Genomic DNA, 25,980 nt, shown 5'->3' with positions numbered 1-25,980 from the left:
CGGCGCGTTCAGCCCGCCAGCGCGGGCCAGGCGATCGGCAGCAGGTGCTCGACGCTCAGGGGCGCGAGGGGGAGCGTCGCGACGTCTGCCGGCGTGATCCATCGCAGTTCGGCGAGCTCCGCCTGGACCGTGACGGCTCCGGGGTCGACGGATGTCGCGAAGGCCGCAGCGACGACACGGTGCCCCGGTTCGTTCGCGGCCGCGGAGATGAAGGTCCCGAGTGGGTGAAGGTCACTCTCGTCGAGCGTGAGTCCCAACTCCTCGTGGAGCTCGCGGATCAGGGTCTGCACCGCGGATTCGCCCGGCTCGGGCTTGCCTCCCGGTTGCATGAACCGCGTGGTGCCCTGCTTGCGGACGACCAGCACCCGGCCTTCGGCATCGACGATCACGGCCGCGCTCACATGGATGTCAGGCATCGGGGCTGAACACCTTTCCCGGGTTGAGGATGCCGAGGGGATCGAACACCGCGGCGATCTGCCGTTGCAGCTGCCACTGGTCGTCACCGAGCTCTTCGGCGAGCCAGCGGCGCTTCAGCACGCCGATGCCGTGCTCTCCGGTCAGGGTCCCGCCGAGGCGGATCGCCGCGCGGAACAGCTCGTCCGCCGCGACCCACACCTCGGGCGGAACGTCCGGACCTTCGAAGAGGAAGTTGGGGTGCAGATTGCCGTCGCCGGCGTGCGCCACCGTCGGGATGGTGAGCCCGTGCTCGCGTTCGATGCGCGCGATCTCGTCGAACATGGCGGGCATCGCGCTGCGCGGCACGGAGACGTCCTCGATGAGCGTCGTGCCCAGTGACGCCATCGCCGCGTGCATCGATCGGCGGATCGCGAGCAGCTGTTCGCCCTCCGCGCGATCGTGCGAGACAACAGTGACCCCGCCGTGGGAACGGAGGATCTCCGCGATGGCGTCGGCCTCGGCACGGGCGGCGGGTCCGTCGGTCTGAATTGTGAGCTGGGCCGCCCCCGGCGTCGGGGCGACGAGACCGAGGAGCGCGTGCACGGCGGTGAGGCTCGCGGCATCCATCAGCTCCATGATCGCCGGTTGCACCCCGGCGGCGGTGACAGCGGCAGAAGCGGAGGCTGCGGCGCGCACGCCGGGGAAGGTGGCGACGACCGTGCAGGTCTCTCCGGGCACGAGCCTGCGCAGCTTGAGGGTCGCTCCCACCACGACACCCAGCGTGCCTTCGGAGCCGACGACCAGTGCGGTGAGGTCGAGGCCGGTGACGCCTTTGACGCTCCGGTGGCCGAGGTGCAGAAGCCGTCCGTCCGCGAGCACGAGGTCGACGCCCAGCACGGCATCGCGGACGACACCGTATTTGGCGCAGAGCAGTCCGCCGGCACCGGTGGCGATGTTGCCGCCCACCGTGGAGATGTCGCGGCTGGCCGGGTCGGGCGCCCACCACAGGCCGTGCCGCGCGAGCCCGGTGTTGAGGTCGGCGTTCAGGATGCCGGGTTCGACGACCGCGAGCAGATCGTCTGGTCGCACCTCGCGGATCGCGGTCATCCGCCGCAGGGACAGCACGATCTCGCCACTGCCGGCGTTGGCGGCACCGGCGAGTCCGGTGCCGGCACCGCGGATGACGACGGGGGTGCGCGTGGCCGTCGCGATGCGCATGGTCTGCTGGACGTGCTCGACCCGTTCGGCGTGGATGACGGCGATCGGGCGTCCGGCGGCGGCATGACCGGAGCGGTCTGCTCTGGCCTGCTCGAGAACAGTCTCGTCGGTGTCGACGAGCGCGCCGAGCGTCTCCTTCAGCCGTGTCAGGACGCTCACGGCCGCGCGCTCACCACGAGAGGCTCACGACAGTGCGCGCCGACCACTGAGAACGCCCGCGACGACGGCCACCAGGGCGAACGCGGTGCCGATCAGCGCCTGGCCCATCGACCACCAGGCGATCGTGACGCCGACGTAGATCAGCAGCTCGACGGCGGCGCGGAGGAACGGATGCACGCGCAGTACCGGGCGCGGAGACAGGAAGAGCGCCCAGACGAGGATCACGAGCACCGGCGCACCGATACCGAGGATGACGTTCCAGGGGAGGTCCCAGCTGGCGAAGCCCCACAGGGCGAGAGAGGCGACCGCAGCGACCAAGACGACGGTGCGGACGACGTCGAGAGCGGAGATGGTCGGGCGCTCGACGCCGGGGACGGGTGCGGGATCCGAGGACATGCATCCAGTCTATTCGGCGGCCGGAGCGTCCTCAGCCGGTGCGGCGGCGGCGGTGTCGGTGGCGGGCGCGTCAGCGGCGGGTGCGGAGTCGACCGGCTCCTCGGGAGCAGGTGCGACCGGTGCCGGTGCGGCCGGTGCCGGTGCGGCCGGCGCGGGGGCCACGGGTGCCGGTGCGGGCTCGACGGGTGCGGGTGCGGGCTCGGCGGGTGCGGGCTCGGCGGGAGCCGTCTGCGTCTCCACGGCGGTGACGGCTGTCGTCGTGTCGTCGCCCTCGAGAGCCTGTTCCGCCTCCTGCAGGACGGCCTCGACGGCGGGGCCGGATTCGAGTGCCAGCAGAGTGGTGTCGGCGGACGGGCCGACCTTGTCAGCCAGGACGTAGCGGAACGTGACGACGGTCGTGTCGGCGTCCACGACCTGCCAGAAGCTCGGACGAAGATCGATCGTCCCGGTGCCCGCATCGTCGAGGACGATGCTGTCGCCACCGCCCCCGCTGCCGTCGAGGAGCGCTTCGACCGTCGTTCCCGGCGCGCCGGTGACCGGCACGCTGTAATGGATGGTGAAACCGTTGAACCAGATGGTCGCAGCGGACCAGGTGGGTGCCTCCGTCGGGACCGCAGGATCGACCGGGTCCACAGGATCGACCGGGTCCACGGGATCGACCGGGTCCACGGGATCGACCGGGTCCACGGGATCGACCGGGTCCACGGGATCGACCGGGTCCACGGGATCCACCGGGTCAACGGGATCGACGGGAGTCGCGGGAGGAACGGGCGGAGCGACGACCGGGCCGGCGTCTTCCCGCGGCTGCGCCGGCGAGGAGTCTTCCTCAGGAGGAATGACCGGCGCCTCTTCCGGCACGGTCTCCGGCTCGTCGATGACGATCGGCTCGTCGAGGTTCAACGAGGCGTCGGGGCCGACCTGCGAAGTGATCGACGACGGGTCGGAGTCTCCGGCGCTGGGCTGCGATGTGGCCGGGTCCGCCCCGGCGAGTCCAGGAATGATGGTGGCCGCGGCGACGACTCCCGCGACGACCAGCGCAGCGGAGCCCGCGCCGACGAGGGCGCCGATCCCCGTCAACGCGCCACCGGTCGAGCCCGCTCCTGCGGTCGCACCGCCGCCGGCGGCGCCACCCGACCCGGTCCCGCCACCCGAGGAGGCGATGCCCGTCGCTGCCGGACCCGTCGGGTCTCCGGCGAACACCGCTCCGGGGATGCCGGACGGCATGGCAGCCAGAGCCACGATGGGAGTGCCGGCGCCCTGCAGCGTCGCAAGGTATCCGGCCGCGCCGGTGACGCCGAGCACGAGCGGGAGCAGCACGAGGGCGAGGCGCTTGGAGACGTCTTTGGCCTCGGCAGCGACGATCATGCATCGGGCGCACTCATCGAGGTGCAGCTCGAGGCGCTTGTGGTCACGAGTGCTGAGGTTGCCGCGCGAGTAGGCGCCGAGATGTTCGATCGTCCACTGGCATTCGGAGCCTTCGTCGGCGCTGCGCAGATGAGCCTGGATCCAGGCCTCGCGGAGGCCTTCGCGAGCGCGGAACGCCAGCTGCGACACCGCGCCGGACTTCATGCCCAGCAGGTGTCCGACTTCCTGCGGCTTCATCTGTTCGATCTCGGTGTACCAGAGCACCTCCTGCCAACGGGAGGGAAGGCTGCGGAAAGCCTGCGCGGTGAGGCTCCGATCGAGCGCCTCGTTCGCGGCCTGGTCGGTGGTGTCGGGGTCGGCGACGGCGTCGAGCTCGTCGATCGCGGTCTCCCGGCGGGCGCGACCCCATCCTGCGGCAGTGTTGCGGATGCTCGTGAAGAGGTAAGCGCGGAAGGAGCCGTTGGGACCGCCGCCCTTGAGGATCGCCTGGTAGATGCGGGTGTATGCCTCTTGGACCAGGTCGTCCGGGTCGACCGAGGAGGTGACCGAGCGAGCGACCGCGAGGCCGGACGGATAGTGGCGACGCCAGAGTTCGCCGAACGCGCCTGTGTCGCCCGAGCGGGCTCGCAGGATCAGGTCGGCGTCGCCGATCGGTTCGTCGTGAGTCGTGTTCTCTTCGTGCACAATCATCCATCTGTCGCGGGCGCAGGTACGTCTCTACAGGGTGAGATGCGTGAGGGCGCCGCTCATCACGCGACTTCATCATTCTCTCGCGAATCTCCCAGCTAAGCCACCCTTCCCTGCGGATTCTGAACAGATATACGGGATCTCGCCAGGCCGACCGGGAGCCCGCGGCCCGCGGGAGCACGGCGGCACGAACTTTTTCCCGAAGTCGCGTAATGAACCCGAGGGGTCGCCGTCTCATCCCATAGAGACAGCCGTACGAACTCCACCGGGGGGCGGAGTTCAGGTGCTGGTGTGAAGGACATGCACCGGTCGGGCGGGTCGGGATCCTCGGGGGAGGAGAGCCCGGCCCCCCATCTCTGCACACGAGGAAGAGACCGCCGATCTGGGGACCGGCGGCCTCCCGCGTGGATCGGTCCTCGGACCGGGGTGGCTTTCCGAAGATTTTCGAGAAGTCGCGTAATGAATCGGTGGGGATGCCGTCTCATCCCATAGAGACAGCCGTACGAATTCCTCCGGGGGGCGGGATTCAGGCAGCGGTCGGTCGGGATCCTCGGGGGAGGAGAGCCCGGCCACCGGCTCTGAGAGGGGAACGGGGCCGTCGATCTGGGGACCGGCGGCCCCCCACCCGAACCTGAACGACCGGAGAGCGCAGGGTTGCGCGTCGCGCGATGCTCTGCTGCCTCTAGGCGTGCAGCCGTGGTCCTGACCACACTCGTGCGACGCGCAGCTCGGCATCCAGCAGTATGGCATCTCCGAGCATCCCGACCCGGAGCCCGCCGAGTTCGGTGGAGCGGCCGATCGCCCGCGCCGGCGTCTCGGTGAGGGCCCGCACGGCTTCAGCGACGTCCACGCCGGCGGCCACCGTGCGTCGCAGCGCGACATCCTGAGTGAGGGTCGATCCGGCGATCGAACCGGTGTCATCGGTTCGGGCGACGCCGTTCTCGACCGTGACGCTCACCGCTCCGAGGTCGTAGTGGCCGTCAGCGCTTCCGGCCGCGGCCATGGCGTCGGTGATGAGAGCCACTCGGCCCGGGGCGGAATCGAACACGAGCTTGATGACGTGCGGGTCGAGGTGCACGTTGTCGGCGATCGCCTCCAGCACCACACGATGATCTGCGGCGGCGGCGAGCACCGGTCCGGGAGCACGATGGTGGATGCCGGGCATGGCATTGAACGCATGGGTGAGGATCGACGCGCCGGCCTCGAACGCGGCGACCGCCATCGCCGCGTCAGCATCGGTGTGTCCCACGGCTGCCGCGGATCCGGCGGCCACGATCTGCCGGATCGCGTCGAGTCCGCCCGGAAGCTCCGGTGCGATCGTCACCTGCCGGACCGTGCCGCGGCCCGCGTCGAGCAGACGCGCGACGTCGGCCGCAACAGGGTGGCGCAGAAGCGCGGGCTCGTGCGCGCCGTGGTGGCCCGGGTCGAGGAAGGGTCCTTCGAGGTGCGAACCGAGGATGTCCGCGTCGGTCTCGGTCAGGTCGGCGATCGTGGCGACGTTGCGCGCGAGCGCGGCGATCGACGCCGTCACGAGCGACACGACCGCCCGGGTGGTGCCGTGCGCGCGATGCAGATCGCGCCCGGTGCGAATCGCCTCGACCCCGTCGTCGAACGATGCGCCGGCGCCACCGTGTCCGTGGATATCGATGAAACCCGGGGTGAGCAGGGCGCCGGGTCCGGCATCCGCCGCGGCGTCGACGACCTCATCGGCGGGCGACCAGTCGGCGCCGGTGCCGCGAGCCGTGACGGCGCCGTTCTCGATGCGGACCCAGCCGTCTTCGGTGATCTCGCCGCGATCGACGATCCTGGCCGAATGGACGACCAGTGAACCGGTCGCGGAGGAGTGGGTGCTCAACGTTCGCTCCAGGGGATCTCGTCTGCGGGATGGAAATCGACCCCCTCAGCCTTCCACAGCGGGGCGAGCGCTCCGACCCGCTCGCGGAAGGACTCCCACACCCGCTCGGGAGCGTGCTGCGGCGACCATGCCACCTCCGCCTGGGCGGCCACGCGGGGGAAGACCAGTTGCTCGACGTCGCCGAGTGTGCGCGTGGTCTCGGACCACAGCGGCGCTTCGACGCCGAGGATCGCGGCATCCGGCACGTCGAGGACCGCGGTCGGCTCCCACTCGTAGGCGGAGCGGACGTCGATGATCGCGGCCCAGGTGAGTCCCAGGGGGAAGTCCTCGGTGTACTTCATGTCGAGGTAGGTGACGTCGGCCGCGGACATGATCAGTGCGCCGCCGCGCTCGACGAAGTGCGCGGCCTCTTCCGCATGGGCGCCCTCCGGGGTCGTCTTGCCCCAGTACTGCCCGACCGTACCCTCGGCGATGTTCGCCGCCGATCCCATCTCATGCCAGGCGACCGGTGTCTTGCCCGCGTCGACCACGATCGCGGTGGCGCGCTCGGCGAACAGGTCGAAGTCCGCCTGGGGCGTGCCGAGCGACTCGTCGCCGCCGATGTGGATGTACGGACCGGGTGTCATCTCGGCCAGCTCACGGACGACGTCGCGCACGAAGTCGTACGTGCGCTCCTCGTGGATGCGCACGCTGGAGTGTCCGACGCCCCAGCCCAGGTAGCTCTCGCCGGCGACCGGCAGCGCCTGGCCGAGGCGTTCCGAATCCGCGATCAGGTTGTCGTTCATGACCGGCTCCTCGACGAGCTCCGGGTAGGCGACGCCGATCGCGTGCGTGTGACCGGGGAGGTCGATCTCGGGGATCACGATCATGTGCCGGGATGCGGCGTACGCGACGATATCCCGGTAGTCGTCCTTCGTGTAGAAGCCGCCAGGGTCACCGTTCGCCGACGTGCCGGCCGAAAGCTCCGTGAGCCGCGGCCAGGAGTCGATGTGCACACGCCACCCCTGGTCGTCGCTGAGGTGGAGGTGCAGATGGTTGAGCTTGAGTGCGCTCGTGCTGTCGATGAACTTCTTGACGTCGTCGACGCCGAAGAAGTGCCGGGCCACGTCGAGCATCACGCCGCGCCGGGCGAAGCGGGGGGAGTCGGCGATGTCGGCGCCGAGGAGCGCCCAGCCGGAGTCGTCCTGCCGGAGCAGTTGCAGCAGTGTCTGCACGCCGTAGAAGAGTCCGGCCTCGTCGGCGCCGACGACGACGGCCCGCTCACCGATCTCGAGCGTGTAGCCCTCCGGCGCCGACGAATTCGGGTCGACGAACAGCTCGATCTCGGCGGGGGCCCCGTCGGCGACGGAGAGGCGGATGCCGGTGCGGCGCTCCACCGCGTCGATCAGTTGGGCGGCGGCGGGGGAGGAGCCGAGCACGCGCGTCGTCGCGGTGACCGGCATCCGCCCTTCTCGTGCGGCGGCGGAGACGGGCACGGGCACGAGAGGAAGGGGATGAGGAAGGACCATGAACAAAACCTACCCGCCGCGGCCCCTCAACGGAACGGGGAATCGAATCGATTCTGTGGCGGGTGTCGATGTCTCCGCGTCCGCCGCCTCGGGCATCCGCTATGCTCGTAACCGTCGCGACTGGCGTCTGGGTGGACTACCACCGGGGAGCGACTGACCACGGAATTCGACCGCGCGCCTGGGCCGATAGGAACACCCCTTTCGAATCCGTCGTCAAAGGAGCATGTCACCATGACCGACCGTTACTTCAACGCCCCGCTCGCCGAGGTCGACCCCGAGATCGCACAGGTCCTCGACCGTGAGCTGAAGCGTCAGCAGACCTTCCTCGAGATGATCGCCTCGGAGAACTTCGTTCCCGTCTCGATCCTGCAGTCGCAGGGTTCCGTGCTCACGAACAAGTACGCCGAGGGCTACCCCGGCCGCCGCTACTACGGTGGCTGCGAAGAGGTCGACGTCGCGGAGTCCCTCGCGATCGAGCGGGCGAAGAGCCTTTTCGGCGCCGAGTTCGCGAACGTGCAGCCGCACTCCGGCGCGTCGGCGAACGCCGCGGTCCTGCACGCGATCGCCCGCCCCGGCGACACCCTGCTCGGTCTGTCTCTCGACCAGGGCGGCCACCTCACGCACGGCATGAAGATCAACTTCTCCGGCCGGCTCTACGACATCGTCGCGTACGGTGTCGACCCCGAGACCTCGACCATCGACATGGCGGAGGTCCGCCGCCTCGCGATCGAGCACAAGCCCAAGGTCATCATCGCCGGCTGGTCGGCCTACCCGCGCACCATGGACTTCGCGGCCTTCCGCGAGATCGCCGATGAGGTCGGCGCGCTGCTCTGGGTGGACATGGCGCACTTCGCCGGTCTGGTCGCCGCGGGTCTGCACCCGAACCCGGTTCCGCACGCCCACGTCGTCTCCTCGACCGTGCACAAGACCATCGGCGGCCCCCGCTCGGGCTTCATCCTCACGAACGACGCCGAGCTCGCCAAGAAGATCAACACCGCGGTCTTCCCGGGTCAGCAGGGCGGCCCGCTCATGCACGTGATCGCTGCCAAGGCGACCGCGTTCAAGCTCGCCGGCACCCCGGAGTTCAAGGAGCGCCAGGAGCGCGTGCTGCGCGGTGCGAAGCTCATCGCCGAGCGCCTTTCGCAGCAGGACGTGAAGGATGCCGGCATCGCGGTGCGCTCGGGCGGCACCGACGTGCACCTGGTGCTGGTCGACCTGCGCGACGCCGAGATCGACGGCAAGCAGGCGGAAGACCTGCTGCACGACATCCACATCACCGTGAACCGCAACGCCGTTCCGAACGACCCGCGTCCGCCGATGGTGACCTCGGGTCTGCGCGTCGGCACGCCGGCGCTCGCGACCCGCGGCTTCGGTGATGCCGAGTTCACCGAGGTCGCCGACATCATCGCCCTCGCGCTGCTCCCGGGTGCGGATGTGGAGTCGCTGCGCGCCCGCGTCGACGCCCTGGCCGCCGCGTTCCCCCTCTACCCGGACCTGCAGCAGTGACGGCGAAGATCCTCGACGGGAAGGCAGCGTCGGCAGCGATCCGTGCCGAACTCACGGAACGCGTCGCGGCGCTGAAGGAGCGGGGCGTCACCCCGGGCATCGCGACGGTGCTCGTGGGCGCAGACCCGGCATCGCAGCTGTACGTGGGCATGAAGCATCGGCAGTCCGAGGCGATCGGGATGAACTCGATCCAACGCGAGCTGCCGGCGGATGCGACCCAGGCCGAGGTCGAGGCGCTGATCGACGAGCTCAACGCCGACCCAGCGTGCCACGGCTACATCGTGCAGCTGCCGCTGCCGAAGCACCTCGACACCGACGCCATCCTGGAGCGGATCGATCCGGCGAAGGATGCCGACGGACTGCACCCGACCAACCTCGGCCGCCTCGTGCTGAACGTCAACGGTCCGATCCACACGCCGCTGCCCTGCACGCCGCGCGGCGTGATCGAGCTGCTGCTGCGCAACGACTACGACCTCAAGGGCAAGCACGTGGTCGTGGTCGGTCGCGGTGTGACCATCGGCCGTTCCATCGGGCTGCTGCTCACCCGCCGCGACCTCAACGCGACGGTCACGCTGACGCACACCGGCACCGTCGACATGCCGCGGTACCTGCGTGAGGCGGACGTGATCGTGGCTGCGGCCGGCGTCAAGCACCTGATCCGCGCCGAGGACGTCAAGCCCGGTGCCGCCGTGCTCGACGTCGGCGTGACGCGCGAGACGCACCCGGAGACCGGCAAGAGCCTGGTCTTCGGTGACGTCGCCCCCGGCGTCGCGGATGTCGCAGGTTACATCTCGCCGAACCCCGGCGGTGTGGGGCCGATGACGGTCGCCCTGCTCATGACGAATGTCGTCGAGGCCGCCGAGCGGGTCGTGTAGCCGACGGTCGCCGCAGATACGCACGATGTCGCAGGAATCCGTGAGATTCCTGCGACATCGTCGTTTGACTGCGAGGTGAGGCCGGTCAGCCGAGTTCGTCGAGCATCCGTCGCTGCTCGGGCGTGAGTCCGTCGTTGAGCTCGTCGCGGGCCGCGGTCGTCTCGGGGGACTCGGGTGCGGCCGTCGTGGAGGCCGTCGCGGGTGCGGACTTCGAGCGTCCGCCCGTCACCCGCGCCTGCACGGAGTCGTAGATCTCCGCGGCCTTGGCCCGCATCCGGTCGTCGATCTGGTCGTAGATCATCCAGCCGAACAGCAGGGCGAGCGGCGGCAGCACGAACGCCCAGAAACCCGAGGCGCGCACGCCGCTCAGCCACACCGTGAGCACCCAGACGATGAGCTCGACGAGGTATACGAGCACGTACTGGACGATCTTCTCGCCGGTCTTGGTGCGCTCCGCGGCCGACTTCGCGGCGGACTTGCGGAAGGCACCGGCGATCAGCGGCTTCACGAAGAGTGCCGCAAGGGTCAGGATGACCGATGCCCACAGGGCATTGAACCCGACGGAGACGCCGGGCAGCAGCAGACCGATCAGGAGCAGCACCGCGACGTTGAACACGTAGAGCGCGGCGAACCGGACGATTCCGTTCTTCATGCGACCAGAATCCCATAGATCGCGGTGGCGTGGAGGGGGAGCAGCTTTCGCGCGCGGGTCAGCCCTGTGGGTGCAGCGTGCTCTCGATGCCGCTGATGCGGGCCTGCTCGTCGAACCGGAACGTCGCCGTGCCGGTGGTGTCCGACACGGACGCGCCCGAGAAGGCCTCGTCGGTCCAGGTCAGGGTCCAGCCGGCGAGTCGGGCGAGGTCCCAGACCGCGGTGCGGGCGTCGGGCAGGTCTGCTCCGGCGAGCACACGGGGGAGGGCGACGACCGCGTCGGCGACGGTGAGCGGTGCGAGCGGTGCGTCGAGCAGGAACACCGCGCGGGTGCCGTTGCCGACGGGCGCGGAGTAGTACGGGGAGCGTCCGGTCAGCTCGACGGCGACGCCGCCGATGGTGTGCGCCGCCTGCGCGATCCAGTCGTCGTCGCCCGCGCCCTCGGGGAACGGCACCTCCGAGTTCGTCAACTCCGCGATGCCGTGCTCGGCGCCGTATGCGTGCAGCTGAGCGGCGACGCCCTGCGGGTCCCCGTTGGGGTGCGCCCAGGCCCACAGCAGCGAACGGGGGCCCGGCGCGATCGTCGCGATCAGGTGCGCGCGGGCGACGAACTGCTTCGAGGGGTCGTCGTTCGCCGTGAAGGTGAGCGTGCCGGCCGCCATGTCCGCGTCCCAGCGGTGCTCGCCGAGCGCGTCGGCGGCGGCGGAGAGGGCGTCCTGTCGGAGTGCGACGAAGAGGGCGGCACGGTCGGCGAGGGGCTGGAGCGCGGCGAAGGTCATGCCGACAGTCTCGCCGGAAATGCTATGAATCCGCTAGCTCGCACACCGTTCGTGTGAGCGGCTCAGTAGCTGGCGCGCGCCGCCCCGTCCGCGGTGATGAATCGCGCCGCCAGCGCCTCGGATGCGCGGGCCAGCAGGGCGACATCCGCACCCACGGCCACGAAGTCCGCGCCCGCGGCGAGGTAGGCATCAGCGGCGGCGGGGTCGAACGCGTTCACGCCGACGGCCTTACCCGCGGCCTTGACCGCGGCGAACACCTTCTCGACGGACGCCGTCACATCGGGATGCGTCTGCTGACCGAGGAGCCCCATCGAAGCGGACAGGTCGGACGGTCCGACGAACACGGCATCCACGCCGTCGACCGCGGCGATGTCGGCGGCAGCCTCGACCCCTGCGGCCGTCTCGATCTGCACGGTCAGTGAGACGTGCTGCGCGGACTCCTGCAGATACTGGTCGACGCGGTTCCACCGGGCGCTGCGGGCCAGGGCGCTTCCCACTCCGCGTACGCCCTCCGGCGGGTAGCGGGTGGCGGCCACGGCGGCGCGGGCCTCATCGGCCGAGGAGACCATCGGGACGATCAGATTCTGTGCGCCGAGATCGAGGATCTGCTTGATCGCGACCGTGTCGTTCGACGGCACGCGCACGAGCGGGGCGATCGGATAGGCGGCGACGGCCTGCAGCTGCTGCAGCACGGAGTCGAGCGTGTTCGCCGAGTGCTCCATGTCGATCAGCAGCCAGTCGAGCCCGGACCCTGCAGCGACCTCCGCGAGAAGCGGGCTGCCGGAGCAGACCCACATGCCCACGAACGGGTGGTCGGAGTCCGCGAGCTGTTCGCGGAAGGAGGGGTCTAGACGAAGCGGCATGCGATTGTTCCCATCGGTCCGTAATCGCACAGCACTTCATCGCCACGCGACACCCACATCGGGCGCGTGAACGATCCTGCCAGGATGATCTCGCCTGCTTCGAGACGCGCGCCGTGCTGATGGAACTTGTTCGCGAGCCAGGCCACGCCGGTGGCCGGATGGCCGAGCACTCCGGCGGCGACGCCGGTCTCCTCGATCTCGCCGTTGCGGGACAGGACGCCCGGTACCCAGCGCAGGTCGATCTCATCGGGGCGCTTGTGGACCGTGCCGAGCACCATCGCCCCGTACGCCGCGTTGTCGCTGATCGTGTCGACGATCGTCCGACCCTCCAGCTCGATGTGCGAGTTGAGCACCTCGAGGGCCGGCACGGCATAGTCGATCGCCGCGAGGGCGTCTTCGAGAGTGCAGTCGGGGCCTTCCAGTGGGCTCTTCAGCACGAAGGCCAGCTCGACCTCGATGCGCACGTTCGAGAAGTGGTCCACCGGGATCTCGGCGCCGGACTCGTAGACCGTGTCGTCGAACATCACGCCGTAGTCCGGCTCGGTGATGCCCGTCGCCTGCTGCATCGCCTTGGACGTCAGCCCGATCTTGCGTCCGACGAGCCGACGACCCGCCGCGAGGTTCTGGTCGCGCCAGACCCCCTGGATCGCATACGAGTCCTCGACCGTCGCCTCCGGGTACCGTGCGGTGATGCGCGGGATCACGCTGTGCGTGCGATCGGCTTCGGCGAGCTCCGCCGCGATCGCCGAGATGGTCTCGTCTGACAGCATCGGTGCCTCCTAGAGCTGGTGGCCGAGCTTGTACTCGCCCTGCTTGTACTCGGGCATGTCCTTGTCGTCCTCGACGCGGGTGTACGAGAAGCCGTCGGCGCCGATGGTCACCGCCATCTCGCTGGAGTCGGTGCGGGCGACGACCGGCTGCGGGTTGCCGTCGAGGTCGAGCACGAGCGAGGCATCCGTGTACCAGGACGGGACGACGGGGTTCCCCCACCAGTCGCGGCGCTGGTTGTCGTGCACGTCCCAGGTGACGACCGGGTTGTCGGGGTCGCCCGTGTAGTAGTCCTGCGTGTACACCTCGACGCGGTGTCCGTCGGGGTCGCGCAGGTACAGGTAGAACGCGTTCGAGACGCCGTGGCGGCCGGGGCCGCGCTCGATCGCATCGGAGCGGCGGAGCGCGCCGAGCTTGTCGCAGATCGCGAGGATGTTGTGCTTCTCGTGCGTCGCGAAGCACACGTGGTGCATGCGGGGCCCGTCGCCGCCGGTCATGGCGGTGTCGTGCACGGTGGGCTTGCGGCGCATCCAAGCGGCGTAGACGGTGCCCTCCTCGTCCTGGATGTCTTCCGTGACCCGGAATCCGAGGTCCTGCATGAAGCCGACCGCGCGCGGCACGTCGGGGGTGACCTGGTTGAAGTGGTCGAGACGCACCAGTTCGCCCGGGATATGGAGGTCATAGCGCCACGACATCCGCTCGACGTGCTCGGTGGCGTAGAAGAACTCGTACGGGAAGCCGAGCGGGTCGACCACGCGCACGGAGTCGCCGATGCCCTTCACGAAGCCATCCGGGTTGCGGCGTACGTCGCAGCCGAGCTCCGTGTAGAACTCGACGGCGCGGTCGAGGTCTTCGGGCGTGCGGACCCGGTAGGAGAAGGCGGCGACAGCGGCGATCGGTCCCTTGCGCAGCACGAGGTTGTGATGGATGAACTCCTCGGTCGAGCGCAGGTAGAGCGCCTCGTCGTCTTCTGCTGTCACGTAGAGACCCAGCACGTCGACGTAGAACTGACGGGAGGCCGCGAGGTCGGTGACCACGAGCTCCATGTACGCGCAGCGGAGGATGTCCGGCGGCGTGCTCTTCGGTGTCGCCACGGGGTTCTCCGAGTGGATCGGCGCCTCCTGGGAGACGTAGAAGCCGGAGGAGGTCAGGGTCATGTCTTCGCGGTGTGTCATGTCAGCGTCCTTGCGTGATCGGGCAGACGGGTTTCAGTTCTTGCCGAAGGTCGGGTTGTGGGCTCCGCCGAGCGTGATGTGCACGCTCTGCTGGTCGGTGTAGAAGTCGATCGAGCGGTAGCCGCCCTCATGACCGAGGCCCGAGGCCTTCACGCCTCCGAACGGAGTGCGCAGGTCGCGCACGTTGTTGCTGTTCAGCCACACCATGCCGGCCTCGACCGACTGCGCGAAGTTGTGTGCGCGCTTGAGGTCGTTGGTCCAGATGTAGGCGGCGAGCCCGTACTTGGTGTTGTTCGCGAGGGACAGCGCCTCCTCGTCGGAGTCGAACGGCGTGATCGCGACGACCGGGCCGAAGATCTCCTCCTGGAAGATCCGGGCGTCGGAGGAGACGTCGGCGAACACGGTCGGTGCGACGAAGTTGCCCTCGTCGAAGCCCTCGGGGCGACCGCCGCCGGCGACCAGACGTCCTTCCGTCTTGCCGATCTCGACGTAGCTCATCACCTTCTCGTAGTGCTCGGGGTGCACGAGCGCGCCGACCTCGGTGGCCGGATCGTGCGGGTAGCCGACCTTGACGCGCTTCGCCTGCGCCGCGTAGCGCTCGACGAACTCCTCGTAGATCGAACGCTCGACGAGGATGCGCGATCCGGCCGTGCAGCGCTCGCCGTTGAGGGAGAAGACGCCGAAGATCGTGGCATCGACCGCGGCTTCGAGATCGGCATCGGCGAAGACGACGGCGGGGGACTTGCCGCCGAGCTCCATCGACAGGCCCTTGAGGAAGGGCGCGGCGTTGCCGAAGATCAGCTGGCCGGTCGAACTCTCGCCCGTGAAGGAGATGAGCGGCACGTCGGGGTGCTTCACGAGAGCGTCGCCCGCGTCTTCGCCGAGGCCGTTCACGAGGTTGAAGACACCCTGGGGGAGACCTGCCTCTTCGAAGATGCCGGCCCAGAGCGAGGCCGAGAGCGGCGTGAATTCGGCGGGCTTGAGCACGACCGTGTTGCCGGTCGCCAGTGCGGGGCCGAGCTTCCAGGACTCGAGCATGAAGGGGGTGTTCCACGGCGTGATGAGGCCGGCGACGCCGATCGGCTTGCGGTTGACGTAGTTCATCTGGCGCCCGGGCACCTTGAAGGCGTCGTCGGACTGCGCGACGATCAGGTCGGCGAAGAAGCGGAAGTTCTCCGCGGCGCGGCGGGCCTGACCGAGCGCCTGCGTGATCGGAAGACCGGAGTCGTACGACTCGAGCTCAGCGAGGCGCGCGTCGCGGGACTCGACGAGGTCGGCGATGCGGTGCAGCACGCGCGAGCGCTCGCGGGGGAGCATCCGCGGCCAGGGTCCTTCATCGAAGGCGCGCTTGGCGGCGGCGACGGCGAGCTCGATATCGGCCTTCTTGCCGGCGGCGGCCGTCGTGTAGGTCTGGTTGGTGACCGGGTCGAGCACGTCGAAGGTGTCGCCGTCGACGGAATCGACGAACGCGCCGTCGATGTAGTGCTGGATGTGGTCGGGGAGGTCGGCGGGGATGCGCGAATCGGTCATGAGTGTTCTCCGGTCGTCTGGGCGGAACGGGTGTGCAGGGCGTCGAGGAACGCGTCCATCGTGCGCCAGCGGTGGTTGCGGGCGGCGAGTTCGATCTCGAGCGGGTCGGCGCCCGCGCGGATGAGCTCGAGGATCTGGGTGTGCTCTTCGACCGAGTGCTGGGCGCGTCCGGGGACCGACGCGAAGGTCGTGTCGCGGATGCCGGAGAGCCGAGACCAGCCGCGGTGCACCAGGTCGAGCAGATGAGGGTTGGGGCACGGCTCGAACAGCACCGAGTGGAACTGGCGGTTGAGCTCGGTGAAGGCGTGGGCGTCGAGGTGGTCGAGCATCTGCGCCATGCGCTCGTTGATGCGGGCGGCCTCGTCGAGGGCGGCCTCGTCGAGCAGGGGAGCGGAGAGCGCGGTGGCGCACCCCTCGACCAGGCCGAGCGTCTGCATCGTGTGGGCGTATTCGCTCTCGTCGACGAGTGTCACCCGCGCGCCCACGTTGCGCTCGAAGGTGACGAGACCTTCGGCTTCGAGGCGGCGGATCGCCTCGCGCACAGGGACGACGCTCATCTTGAGGTCTTCGGCGATCGAGCCCAGCACCAGCCGGTAGCCGGGGCTGAACATGTGTCCCGTGATGCGCGAGCGGATCCACTCGTACGCGACCTCGGACTTGCTGGCCGTCGTCATCGTCATCGGGAGCTCCGGTGGGCCGTGGCCTCCTCGTAGCGGGCGCGCCACTCGGCGTTGAGCGGGAACAGGCCGTCGACCGGGTGACCGGCGGCGACCTGCTCGGCGATCCAGGCGTCTTCGACCTCCTGCGCCACGGCGTCGGCCGCGACCTCGGCCGCCAGGGACGGCGGGATGACGATCACGCCGTCACCGTCACCGACGATGATGTCGCCGGGCTGCACGGTCGCGCCGCCGCAGGAGATGGTGACGTCCACGTCCCACGGCACGTGCTTGCGGCCGAGGACCGAGGGGTGCGCGCCCTGCGAGAACACGGGGAGTCCGATCTCGGCGACCGCGTCGAAGTCACGGACTCCGCCGTCGGTCACGACGCCGGCCGCGCCGCGGGCCTTCGCGCGCAGGGCGAGGATGTCGCCCAGCGTGCCCGTGGTGGCGTCGCCGCGGGCCTCGATCACGATGATCTCGCCGTCTTCCACGGCGTCGAATGCGCGTTTCTGCGCGTTGTAGCCGCCGCCGTGTGCGGCGAAGAGGTCTTCGCGGAACGGTACGAATCGCAGGGTCTTCGCGGTGCCGACGATCTTGCTGCCCGGGATGTTCACCGACACTCCGTCGATGAAGCAGGAGTGGTGTCCGCGCTTGCGGAGCTGGGCGGAGAGCCCCGCCGTCGGAGCTTCGAGGAGCAGGGCGCGCAGCTCGGGGGAGAGGCGTGAAGGGTCAGGAATCGCCGCGTCGGCAGGGGTGGGCGCGGCATTTTGCGACCCCTCACCGGTGGGGGGCACGAGTCCGGCGGCCTCGGCCGAGCCCCAGGCCTCGGTGCGCTGCAGGTCGTCGACGGCGGGAAGTGAGCCGAGGTCGCCGTCGAACGGGACGTCGCCCTGGGTCACGGTGGTGACCAGACGGCCGGAGGTCGGTGCGCCGGGAGCATCCGGAGCATCCACCTCGACCTCGACGACGTCGCCGGGGACGATGACCGAGGAGCCGGCAGGGGTGCCCGTGAGGATCACATCGCCCGGTTCGAGCGTGAAGTGCTGGGAGAGGTCGGCGACGAGTTGCGCGAGCGGGAAGATGAGCCCGGCCGTGGTGTCGTCCTGGCGGAGTTCGCCGTTGACCCAGGCGCGCACGCGGAGGGCCGCGGGGTCGACGGTGCGGGCATCGATCAGCTCGGGGCCGAGAGGGGTGTAGCCGTCGCCGCCCTTGGAGCGGACGTTCGAGCCCTTGTCGTTCGCGCGGAGGTCGTACAGTCCGAGATCGTTCGACGCGGTGACCCACCCCACGTGGGACCAGGCGTCGTCGAGGGAGACGCGCCGGGCGGCGGTGCCGATGACGAGGGCGACCTCACCCTCGAAGGCGAGCAACTCGGTGCCGACGGGGCGTTCGACCGAGCCGCCGGAGACACCGACGGAACTGGCCGGCTTGAAGAAATAGGAGGGGGCGGCGGGACGCCTGCCGCGCTGATCGGCGCGGGAGGCATAGCTCAAATGAATCGCGATGATCTTGCCGGGGCGGTCGATGGTATCCGTCACGGGGCGCCTCCTCGCGCTCGTCTGCGTGGTTGTGCAGGACGCCTTGTGCGTCGTATTCGAAATCATATATCATCGGTTCACCCCTCGGCAAGCACTCCGGATCCGCATCCGCTGCACGCCGTGACAATGCGGTCACAACCAAAGGAGACACCCCCATGAGCGGGCAGTCACAGGGTGGGTTCACGCCCACCGGAACCATCGCGACAGCGGCCGATCGGCGCCGCGTCGTCTTCGCCACGGTCGTCGGCACCACCGTCGAGTGGTACGACTTCTTCATCTACGCGACGGCAGTCGGACTCGTGTTCGGCCAGCTGTTCTTCGAGCCGCTCGGCGCGGACAGCGCGCTCATCGCCTTCGCCACCGTCGGCGTGAGCTTCCTCTTCCGGCCGCTCGGCGCGTTCCTCGCCGGACACTACGGCGACAAGCTCGGACGCAAGACCGTGCTCATGTGGACGCTGATCCTGATGGGTGCGGCGACCGCCCTCATCGGCCTGCTCCCGACATACGAGACGATCGGCATCATGGCGCCGATCCTGCTGGTGCTCCTGCGCATCATCCAGGGCATCTCGGCCGGTGGCGAGTGGGGTGGCGCTGTGCTGATGGCGGTCGAGCACGCTCCGCGCAAGAAGCGCGGCATCTTCGGGGCTTCACCGCAGATCGGCGTTCCCCTCGGCCTGCTGCTCGCCTCCGGTGTGATGGCGCTGATGACCGTGATCGCCCCCGGCGACCAGTTCGCGATCTGGGGCTGGCGTGTGCCGTTCCTCCTCAGCGTGGTGCTGATCCTCGTCGGCTACTACGTGCGCCGCAAGGTCGAGGAGAGCCCGGTCTTCACCGAGCTCGCCGCGCGCAAGGAGAAGGCGCGGATGCCGATCGCGCAGCTGTTCCGCAAGCACCTGCTGCTCGTGATCATCGCGGCGCTCGTGTTCGCCGGCAACAATGCGGTCGGCTACATGACCACCGGCGGGTACATCCAGGGCTACGCCACGAACCCCGAGGGGGCGATCGGCCTCGAGCGCGGTCCGGTGCTCTGGGCCGTCGCGGGCTCCGCCGTCACGTGGCTGCTCACGACGCTCCTGGCCGGCTGGCTGTCCGACCGCATCGGGCGCCGAACGACGTACGTCATCGGCTGGGTGCTGCAGCTGGTCGGCGTATTCACGCTGTTCCCCCTCGTGAACACCGGTGAGATCGGACTCCTGTTCGCCGGTCTCGCGATCCTGACGATCGGTCTCGGCTTCACCTACGGCCCGCAGGCGGCGCTCTACGCCGAGCTGTTCCCCGCGAGCATCCGGTTCTCGGGCGTCTCGATCTCCTACGCGATCGGTGCCATCGCGGGTGGGGCCTTCGCGCCGACCATCGCCACGGCCATCGTGAGTGCCACGGGCTCGACCGACGCTGTCACCTGGTACCTCGCCGGGATGACGCTGATCGGCCTGGTCGCCACGCTCCTGCTGCGCGACCGCTCCGGTATCCCGCTCGGTCCGGACCATGAAGAGGAGCAGTCCGTCAGCCCGATCTACGGACTCGCGAAGGCCTGAGTCGGCTGCTCGCGGCATCCGATCGAGAGCGTGCGTCCCGAGTGGGCGCACGCTCTCGTCGTTCCGCCCCCGCCCTCGCCTCGACCGGGTCGTCAGCCGTCGAGGGCCTCACGGATGACGGTGGCCGAGCGGTGCAGTCGTGCGGCGATCTGGGCGTCGTCGAGATCTGTCGCCACATGCACCACGGCGATCGCGGCCAGGCGCTGACTCCGCAGGACCAGCGGCACGGCGACGGATTGCACGGTGGGGATGACCTCGTCATGGCTGGTGGCGTAACCGCGGAGCTTCGTCGCCTCCACGTCCGCGGGCAATGACGCGGGCGCTTCGGCGGGCCATTCGGTGCTTGGCAGCTGAGCGAGAATCGCTTTGCCCGGGGCGCCGACGGTGATCGGATGCCGGGCGCCGGGGCGCTGGGCGACGCTCGCGACGGCATGCCGCGGTTCGACGCTGGCCAGCGTGATGCACTCGGCCCCGTCGAGCGCGGCGAGGAAGCACGTCATCCCGAGCTCGTTGGCGATCGCGGTGAGTTCGGGGAGTGCTTCGGCCTGCAGATCGTGCGCGACGCCGGCCGCGAGTGCCGCCATCCGCGCGCCGAGGCTCACCGCCCCGGCCGCGTCCCGCGTGACGAGGCCGTGGTCCTCGAGCGTGCGCAGCAGGCGGTAGGCGATCGAGCGATGCACGCCGAGACGGGTCGCGATCTCGTCGATCGTGAGGGGGCCGCGGGCGTCGGAGAGGACTTCGAGGATGCGGATGCCGCGGCTCAGCGTCTGCGATGCGGGGGAGGTGCTCGGGGTCTCGGACATGCGTGCGCTCCCTTGCGGTCACCGGCGCGGCGGTTTAGGCTGTGTTCAATAGTAGAACAGTGTGTTCGAATATAGAACACATACCCCCCGAGCGCAAGACCCGAAGCGCAGGACCGACGAAGAAGTCCGGAAGGAATCGACGACGATGCAGTTCCACCACCACGGCTACGTCTCCGCAGACCCGCGCGTGCAGGACGCCGCCGGCGTCGGACTCGACCGGCCGGCCGACCTCCCCGATGAGATCGATGTGCTCATCGTCGGCTCCGGACCCGCCGGGATGCTCCTCGCCGCCCAGATGTCGCAGTACCCGGATATCTCCACCCGCATCATCGAGAAGCGCGACGGACGCCTCCCGTTGGGTCAGGCCGACGGCATCCAGCCGCGCAGTGTCGAGACCTTCCAGGCGTTCGGATTCGCCGAGCGGATCATCGCCGAGGCCTACAACATCGGCTGGATGAACTTCTGGGGCCCGAACCCCGACAAGCGCGACGAGATCGTCCGCACCTCGCGCACCGCCGACTACGCCTACGACATCTGCGAGTTCCCGCACCTGATCGTGAACCAGGCGCGCGTGCTGGACTACTTCGCCGAGGCGGCCGCGAACGGCCCCGGCCGCATCGCCCCCGACTACGGAGTCGAGTTCGTGGGGCTCACCGTGCACGAGGAAGGCGAGTACCCGGTCGAGGTCCGCATCCGCTACGTCGCGGGGGAGCGCGCAGGGGAGGAGCGGACGATCCGCACCAAGTTCGTCGCCGGGTGCGACGGCGCCCGCAGCGGCGTGCGCCAGGCGATCGGGCGCACGCACGTCGGTGCCTCGGCCGCGCACGCATGGGGCGTGATGGACGTGCTCGTCAACACCGACTTCCCGGACTGGCGGACCAAGTGCGCCATCAACTCCGAGGCCGGCAACATCCTGCACATCCCGCGTGAGGGCGGCTACCTCTCCCGCATGTACATCGACCTGGGCGAAGTCGCCGCGGACGACGACCACCGGGTGCGGCAGACGCCGATCGAGGAGATCATCCGCCGCGCCAACGAGATCCTCCACCCCTACACCCTCGATGTGCGTGAGGTCGCCTGGCACAGCGTCTACGAGGTCGGCCACCGCGTCACCGACGGGTTCGACGACGTGATCGACGAGTCGGGACGCACGCCGCGCGTCTTTCTCACCGGCGACGCCTGCCACACGCACAGCGCCAAGGCGGGCCAGGGCATGAACGTCTCGATGCAGGACGGCTTCAACCTCGGCTGGAAGCTCGGCTCGGTGCTCACGGGGCGCGCCCCCGAGGCGCTCCTGGCGACGTACGGCGCGGAACGACGTCCGGTGGCGCAGCAGCTCATCGACTTCGACCGCGAATGGTCGAGCCTGATGGCGCGCAAGCCCGAGGAGATCTCCGACCCCGGCGACCTCGCGACCTACTACCTCGCGACCGCCGAGTTCCCGTCGGGCTTCATGACGCAGTACACCTCGTCGATGATCACCGGCACCGACGCCCACCAGGCGCTCGCCGTCGGCTACCCCCTCGGCAAGCGCTTCAAGTCGGCCGAGGTCATGCGCGTGGGCGACGGCAACGTCACCCACCTCGGACACCACGCGAAGGCGGACGGCCGCTGGCGCGTGTACGCCTTCGGCGACCGCACCGGGGAAGCGCTCGCCGCCTGGGCCGCCGATGCCGCCCCGTTGTTCGCGCGCTTCACTCCGGCGGATGCCGACGTCGACGCCGTGTTCGACGTGAAGGCCGTGTACCAGCAGCCCTTCGAGGAGGTGGAGGTCACCTCGGCGCCGGACCTGTTCCAGCCGAAGACCGGTCCGCTCGGCCTCACCGACTGGGAGAAGGTCTATGCGGCGGGTCCCAGCAAGTGGACCGAGACCGACATCTTCGCGGCGCGAGAGCTCTCGCGCGACGGCGTGGTGGTCGTCGTGCGACCCGACCAGTACGTAGCGGCGATCCTGCCGCTGGACGCGGTGGACGAGCTCGCCGGGTTCCTCGACGGGGCGCTGCTCCCGGCCCGCTGAATCTCCTCGGCATGACACGTGTCATGCCGAGGAGATGACACCTCCCTCCGGCGTCGTCATGCTCCTGCCGCGAGGCTGGAGACATGAACAACTCCTCCGTGGACGGGTCGGCGACGCAGGTCACCGCGCGTCCGGCATCCGAAGCCTCGAACCATGATCCGGTCGTCCTCGAGCTGAACGGCGTCACACGCCACTTCGGCTCGGGCGACCGCCGCGTGCAGGCCGTCGGCGGGGTCGACCTGTCGATCCGCCGCGGCGAGGTCGTCGCGCTGCTCGGACCGAACGGCGCGGGCAAGACGACGACTCTCGACATGCTCCTCGGGCTCACGCAGCCCAGCAGCGGCAGCGTCCGGGTGCTCGGCGTCACGCCGGAGCAGGCGACGTCGAGCGGAGCGATCGGCGCGGTGCTGCAGACCGGCGGCCTTCTGGGCGACCTGACCGTGGGCGAGACCGTGCGCCTCATCGCCTCGCTGTACGGAACGGAAGCGGCCGCGCGGGTGCCTGAGGTCATGGCCCGCGCCGACCTCGAGCACCTCGCCCGCCGCCGCGTCTCCAAGTGCTCGGGGGGAGAGCAGCAGCGGGTGAAGTTCGCGCTCGCGATGGTGTCCGACCCCGACATCCTCGTGCTCGACGAGCCGACGGCCGGGATGGACGTCACCGCCCGGCGACACTTCTGGGACGTGATGCGGGCCGATGCGGATGCCGGACGCACGATCATCTTCGCCACCCACTACCTGGAGGAGGCGGAGCAGTTCGCCCGGCGGACCGTCGTGATGCACCGCGGTGCGGTCGTCGCGGATGCGCCCACCGCTCTGCTGCGAGCGAGCCTGGGGGAGCGGAGCGTCTCCGCGACGGTCGGAGAGGGGGGACCGGCGCTCGTCGCGACGCTGAGCGCGACCGATGGCGTGGTCGACGTGCGGCTCGACGGAGATCGTCTCAGCCTGCGGGCCGCGGACTCCGACGCCGCCGCCCGCATCCTGCTCGACCACGGCGCTCACGACCTGGAGATCGCCGCACCCACCCTCGAAACCGCCTTCACGGCTCTGACGGAGAACTGACATGCTCGTCTCACCCACCATGCTGCGCATCGAAGGCGTCCGCCAGCTGCGCAACCCGTACACGCTCGCGTTCACCCTGGCGATGCCGGTCGCGATGTACCTGCTGTTCGGAGCCGGGATGGGCTTCGGCTCGCTCTCGGCCGGGCACGGCAACGTCTCGTTCTACGTGATGACCTCGATGGCCGCGTACGGCACGGCGGTCGCGATGAGCTCTCTGACCTCGCTCGCCGCGACCGAGGCGAAGCAGGGCTGGGGGCGCCAACTCGCCATGACGCCGCTGACGACCGCGGGCTATGCGCTGACGAAACTGCTCACCTCCGTCGCCTTCGCGGCGCTGGCACTGGTGGCGGTCTTCGCCGCAGGCATGATGACCGGCGCGGAGGTCGAGGACGGCTGGCGCTGGGTGGCGACCGCGGGCATCATCCTCGGGATCGGCCTGATCTACGGCCTCTTCGGGCTCGGTGTCGGCCTGTTCTTCAGCTCCGACTCGGCCGCGGCGCTCGCCTCGATCTCGATGACGTTCTTCGCGTTCTTCGGCAACGTCTTCATGCCCCTCGACGGGGTGATGCTCGACATCGCCCGGTTCACCCCTCTCTACGGCTTCGTGGCTCTGAGCCGCTGGCCGTTGACCGACGGCACCCTCACCACCGGACAGACGGATGAGCTGTGGATGCTGTTCCTGAACGTCGCCGTGTGGCTCGCACTGTTCGTGCTGCTGGTCACCATGGGCATGAAGCGTTCCCGGGCGCGGCAGTAAGACGCCGGCCGGATCGGGCGACGACAGTAGGTTGGACGGATGACGCAGCACTCGAAGCGGGCCTCCTCGGAAGCATCCGAGGAGGCCCGGCGGTTCGCCGCCCTGGGAGCCCCTCCGGCCGCGTGGGCAACTCCGGGAGCTCGCCCCCCACGCGGACCGGTGGGAAAGGACCCCTGGGCCCGGTTCGGCTGGCTGATGGCCGTGATCTGGCTGGTCTTCCTCGTGTACCCGGTGATCGCACTGTTGCGCTCGGAGGCGCCGCTCGCGTGGATCGTCGTCGGCTGGATCGCGCTGGTCACGTTCGTCGTGCTGTACGTCACCGGCTTCATACACGGCATGCGCGGCGGTGGAGGACTGGGGCGACCACCGTCGACGCGGCAGTGGGTCACCTTCGCGATCCTCATCGTCTGCGCGCTGGTCTCCGTGCCGGCGGAGGGCGGATCGGCGCTCAGCTTCCTGCCGTTCGTCATGTCGTTCGCCTCGTACGGCCTGACGCGCGTCTGGCACTGGATCACGACGATCGCGGCCATGACGGTCGCGGCGCTGTGCGTCTTCCTCCTCCCCGGAGGCCTCAGCTACCTGTCGGTGCTGGCGATCATCGGCCTGCTCGGCGTGGTCAACACGGTGACGACCTGGCTCATCATCCGCTCCGCCGAGGCCGAACAGCTCGGGCTCGAGCTGGCGACGAGTGAGGGCCGCGAAGCGGTCGCCCGTGACGTGCACGACCTGATCGGCCACTCGCTGACGGTCGTCGGTCTGAAGGCGCAGCTCGTGCGACGGCTCATGGACTCCGATCCGGAGCGCGCCAAGGCCGAGCTCGCCGACATCGAGCGACTGACTGCGGAGGCGATCGCCGGGGTGCGCTCGTCGGTTGCCGGTGCACGGGCCACGACGCTCGTCGAACAGCTCGCCTCCTCGCGGGACTCGCTCCGTGCGGCCGAGATCGACCTGCGAGTCGACGGGGAGCCGGCGGCCCTGTCTCCGGTGCAGGCGATCACTGCGAGCTGGATCCTGCGCGAGGCGACGACCAACGTGCTGCGTCATTCCGAGGCCCGCACGGTCCGAGTGCTGCTGGCGCCGGGGCGGCTGGTGGTCGAAGACGACGGGATCGGCATGAAGGACGGCGCGAGTGACGACTCGGGCAACGGGATCCGCGGCATGCGCGAACGCGCGGCGGAGGCGGGTGCGGGTTTCGTGATCGCCGCGGCGCGTGAAGCCGAGGGCTCAGGGACCCGGGTAGAGGTGACCTGGTGACGGCCGCGGGGGAGGCCGGCGGCATCCGGCTGCTGATCGCCGACGACCAGGCGCTGGTGCGTGGCGCGTTGGGGGCGCTGCTCGATCTGGAGCCGGATCTCACCGTGATCGGCATGGCTTCCGATGGTGCAGAGGCGCTACGGCTCGCGGAGGAGCTGCGACCGGACGTGTGCCTGATGGACATCCAGATGCCGGGCATGGACGGTGTGGAGGCCACACGCCGCATCCGCGAGGCGAGTCCGGAGACGCGCATCCTGGTCGTGACCACCTTCGCGCGCCCCGGCTACCTGCGGTCGGCGCTGGATGCCGGAGCCAGCGGATTCATCGTGAAGGACACTCCCGCCGAGCAGCTGGCGGAGGCGGTTCGTCGGGTGCATTCCGGGTTGCGCGTGCTGGATCCGGTGCTCGCCGCAGACAGCCTGTTCGACGGCGCGAACCCGCTGAGCGACCGCGAGCGTCAGGTGCTGCGCCTGGCCGCCGACGGGCGCTCGGCGGCGGCCATCGCGGCGGAGGTGTTCCTGTCGGCCGGCACCGTTCGGAACCATCTCTCCGCGGCGATCGGCAAGACGGGTGCGGGGAACCGGGCGCAGGCGGTGCGGATCGCGCTCGACAAGGGCTGGATCTGACG

Annotated in this window: 23 protein-coding genes and 1 riboswitch; of the genes, 8 read left to right on the top strand and 15 right to left on the bottom strand. The window is 69.6% G+C overall.

Going from position 1 to position 25,980, the window contains the following annotated elements; genetic code table 11:
• Positions 1-8 precede the first annotated feature (8 nt).
• The 6 genes from ACIOTO_RS01635 to ACIOTO_RS01610 form a co-directional block, all read right to left on the bottom strand.
• Positions 9-416 carry an NUDIX domain-containing protein gene (locus tag ACIOTO_RS01635; protein WP_400856116.1) on the bottom strand — a complete coding sequence of 136 codons (408 nt, stop codon included), beginning with the start codon at positions 414-416 and terminating at the stop codon, positions 9-11.
• A complete protein-coding gene (locus ACIOTO_RS01630) occupies positions 409-1,773 on the bottom strand; it encodes an FAD-binding oxidoreductase (RefSeq protein ID WP_400856115.1) in 1,365 nt (454 codons plus the stop codon). Before ACIOTO_RS01630 ends, ACIOTO_RS01635 begins: the two co-directional genes overlap by 8 nt.
• 24 nt (positions 1,774-1,797) lie before the next feature.
• Complete coding sequence (locus ACIOTO_RS01625; protein WP_029262323.1) at positions 1,798-2,169, bottom strand: YrdB family protein; 372 nt, start codon at positions 2,167-2,169, stop codon at positions 1,798-1,800.
• A gap of 9 nt (positions 2,170-2,178) precedes the next feature.
• Positions 2,179-4,218, bottom strand: coding sequence for a sigma-70 family RNA polymerase sigma factor (locus ACIOTO_RS01620; protein WP_400856114.1), 2,040 nt, complete (start codon positions 4,216-4,218; stop codon positions 2,179-2,181).
• Between the two features lie 685 nt (positions 4,219-4,903).
• Positions 4,904-6,076, bottom strand: a complete 1,173-nt coding sequence (locus ACIOTO_RS01615) for an N-acetylglucosamine-6-phosphate deacetylase (RefSeq protein ID WP_400856112.1) — start codon at positions 6,074-6,076, stop codon at positions 4,904-4,906.
• Complete coding sequence (locus tag ACIOTO_RS01610) at positions 6,073-7,584, bottom strand: family 20 glycosylhydrolase (protein WP_400856111.1); 1,512 nt, start codon at positions 7,582-7,584, stop codon at positions 6,073-6,075. The genes ACIOTO_RS01615 and ACIOTO_RS01610 overlap by 4 nt, the downstream gene beginning before the upstream one ends.
• A gap of 106 nt (positions 7,585-7,690) precedes the next feature.
• Positions 7,691-7,775: riboswitch (ZMP/ZTP riboswitch) on the top strand.
• A 40-nt stretch (positions 7,776-7,815) separates the two neighbouring features.
• On the opposite strand from ACIOTO_RS01610, the gene glyA reads away from it, so the two are divergent.
• Together glyA and ACIOTO_RS01600 are read left to right on the top strand one after the other, a co-directional pair.
• Complete coding sequence (glyA, locus tag ACIOTO_RS01605; protein WP_029262328.1) at positions 7,816-9,090, top strand: serine hydroxymethyltransferase; 1,275 nt, start codon at positions 7,816-7,818, stop codon at positions 9,088-9,090.
• Positions 9,087-9,965, top strand: a complete 879-nt coding sequence (locus ACIOTO_RS01600) for a bifunctional methylenetetrahydrofolate dehydrogenase/methenyltetrahydrofolate cyclohydrolase (RefSeq protein ID WP_105711858.1) — start codon at positions 9,087-9,089, stop codon at positions 9,963-9,965. Before glyA ends, ACIOTO_RS01600 begins: the two co-directional genes overlap by 4 nt.
• Before the next feature lie 85 nt (positions 9,966-10,050).
• On the opposite strand, the gene ACIOTO_RS01595 is transcribed toward ACIOTO_RS01600, so the two are convergent.
• The 8 genes from ACIOTO_RS01595 to ACIOTO_RS01560 form a co-directional block, all read right to left on the bottom strand.
• Entirely contained in the window at positions 10,051-10,617 is a 567-nt protein-coding gene (locus tag ACIOTO_RS01595; protein WP_105711859.1) for a hypothetical protein, read from the bottom strand.
• Between the two features lie 58 nt (positions 10,618-10,675).
• Positions 10,676-11,395 (bottom strand): DUF6882 domain-containing protein, encoded by a 720-nt coding sequence (locus ACIOTO_RS01590; RefSeq protein WP_400856108.1) that lies wholly within the window; start codon positions 11,393-11,395, stop codon positions 10,676-10,678.
• Between the two features lie 62 nt (positions 11,396-11,457).
• Positions 11,458-12,258, bottom strand: coding sequence for an HpcH/HpaI aldolase/citrate lyase family protein (locus ACIOTO_RS01585; RefSeq protein ID WP_400856107.1), 801 nt, complete (start codon positions 12,256-12,258; stop codon positions 11,458-11,460).
• Entirely contained in the window at positions 12,243-13,028 is a 786-nt protein-coding gene (locus ACIOTO_RS01580) for a fumarylacetoacetate hydrolase family protein (protein WP_105711862.1), read from the bottom strand. Before ACIOTO_RS01580 ends, ACIOTO_RS01585 begins: the two co-directional genes overlap by 16 nt.
• 9 nt (positions 13,029-13,037) lie before the next feature.
• On the bottom strand, positions 13,038-14,201 hold the full coding sequence (gene hpaD, locus ACIOTO_RS01575; protein ID WP_400856105.1) for a 3,4-dihydroxyphenylacetate 2,3-dioxygenase: 1,164 nt from the start codon (positions 14,199-14,201) through the stop codon (positions 13,038-13,040).
• A gap of 33 nt (positions 14,202-14,234) precedes the next feature.
• The gene (gene hpaE / locus ACIOTO_RS01570; protein WP_400856103.1) at positions 14,235-15,731 is read right to left on the bottom strand and encodes a 5-carboxymethyl-2-hydroxymuconate semialdehyde dehydrogenase; all 1,497 of its coding nucleotides are present in this window, start codon (positions 15,729-15,731) and stop codon (positions 14,235-14,237) included.
• A complete protein-coding gene (locus tag ACIOTO_RS01565; protein ID WP_372468788.1) occupies positions 15,728-16,411 on the bottom strand; it encodes a GntR family transcriptional regulator in 684 nt (227 codons plus the stop codon). The genes hpaE and ACIOTO_RS01565 overlap by 4 nt, the downstream gene beginning before the upstream one ends.
• Positions 16,408-17,928, bottom strand: a complete 1,521-nt coding sequence (locus ACIOTO_RS01560; protein WP_400856101.1) for a fumarylacetoacetate hydrolase family protein — start codon at positions 17,926-17,928, stop codon at positions 16,408-16,410. The genes ACIOTO_RS01565 and ACIOTO_RS01560 overlap by 4 nt, the downstream gene beginning before the upstream one ends.
• Positions 17,929-18,083: 155 nt before the next feature.
• On the opposite strand from ACIOTO_RS01560, the gene ACIOTO_RS01555 reads away from it, so the two are divergent.
• Positions 18,084-19,463 carry an MFS transporter gene (locus ACIOTO_RS01555; protein ID WP_400856099.1) on the top strand — a complete coding sequence of 460 codons (1,380 nt, stop codon included), beginning with the start codon at positions 18,084-18,086 and terminating at the stop codon, positions 19,461-19,463.
• Positions 19,464-19,555: 92 nt separating this feature from the next.
• Here the strand turns inward: ACIOTO_RS01555 and ACIOTO_RS01550 are convergent, their stop codons facing one another.
• Positions 19,556-20,266 (bottom strand): IclR family transcriptional regulator, encoded by a 711-nt coding sequence (locus ACIOTO_RS01550; protein ID WP_400856097.1) that lies wholly within the window; start codon positions 20,264-20,266, stop codon positions 19,556-19,558.
• 145 nt (positions 20,267-20,411) lie between these two features.
• On the opposite strand from ACIOTO_RS01550, the gene ACIOTO_RS01545 reads away from it, so the two are divergent.
• From ACIOTO_RS01545 to ACIOTO_RS01525, 5 genes are all read left to right on the top strand, one after another.
• Complete coding sequence (locus tag ACIOTO_RS01545) at positions 20,412-22,283, top strand: FAD-dependent monooxygenase (protein ID WP_400856096.1); 1,872 nt, start codon at positions 20,412-20,414, stop codon at positions 22,281-22,283.
• 83 nt (positions 22,284-22,366) lie between these two features.
• Complete coding sequence (locus tag ACIOTO_RS01540) at positions 22,367-23,341, top strand: ABC transporter ATP-binding protein (protein WP_400856094.1); 975 nt, start codon at positions 22,367-22,369, stop codon at positions 23,339-23,341.
• Between the two features lies 1 nt (position 23,342).
• Positions 23,343-24,098: an ABC transporter permease gene (locus ACIOTO_RS01535; protein WP_029262342.1), complete on the top strand. Its 756-nt coding sequence runs from the start codon at positions 23,343-23,345 to the stop codon at positions 24,096-24,098.
• 39 nt (positions 24,099-24,137) lie between these two features.
• Entirely contained in the window at positions 24,138-25,352 is a 1,215-nt protein-coding gene (locus ACIOTO_RS01530) for a sensor histidine kinase (protein WP_400856093.1), read from the top strand.
• Complete coding sequence (locus ACIOTO_RS01525) at positions 25,349-25,978, top strand: response regulator transcription factor (RefSeq protein ID WP_029262344.1); 630 nt, start codon at positions 25,349-25,351, stop codon at positions 25,976-25,978. The genes ACIOTO_RS01530 and ACIOTO_RS01525 overlap by 4 nt, the downstream gene beginning before the upstream one ends.
• Positions 25,979-25,980 lie beyond the last annotated feature (2 nt).

The organism is Microbacterium sp. NPDC087592, from assembly GCF_044743585.1.
Taxonomy (GTDB): Bacteria; Actinomycetota; Actinomycetes; order Actinomycetales; family Microbacteriaceae; genus Microbacterium.
Note: the sequence above shows the minus strand (reverse complement) of the source record. Positions and strands in the feature narration are given on the sequence as shown.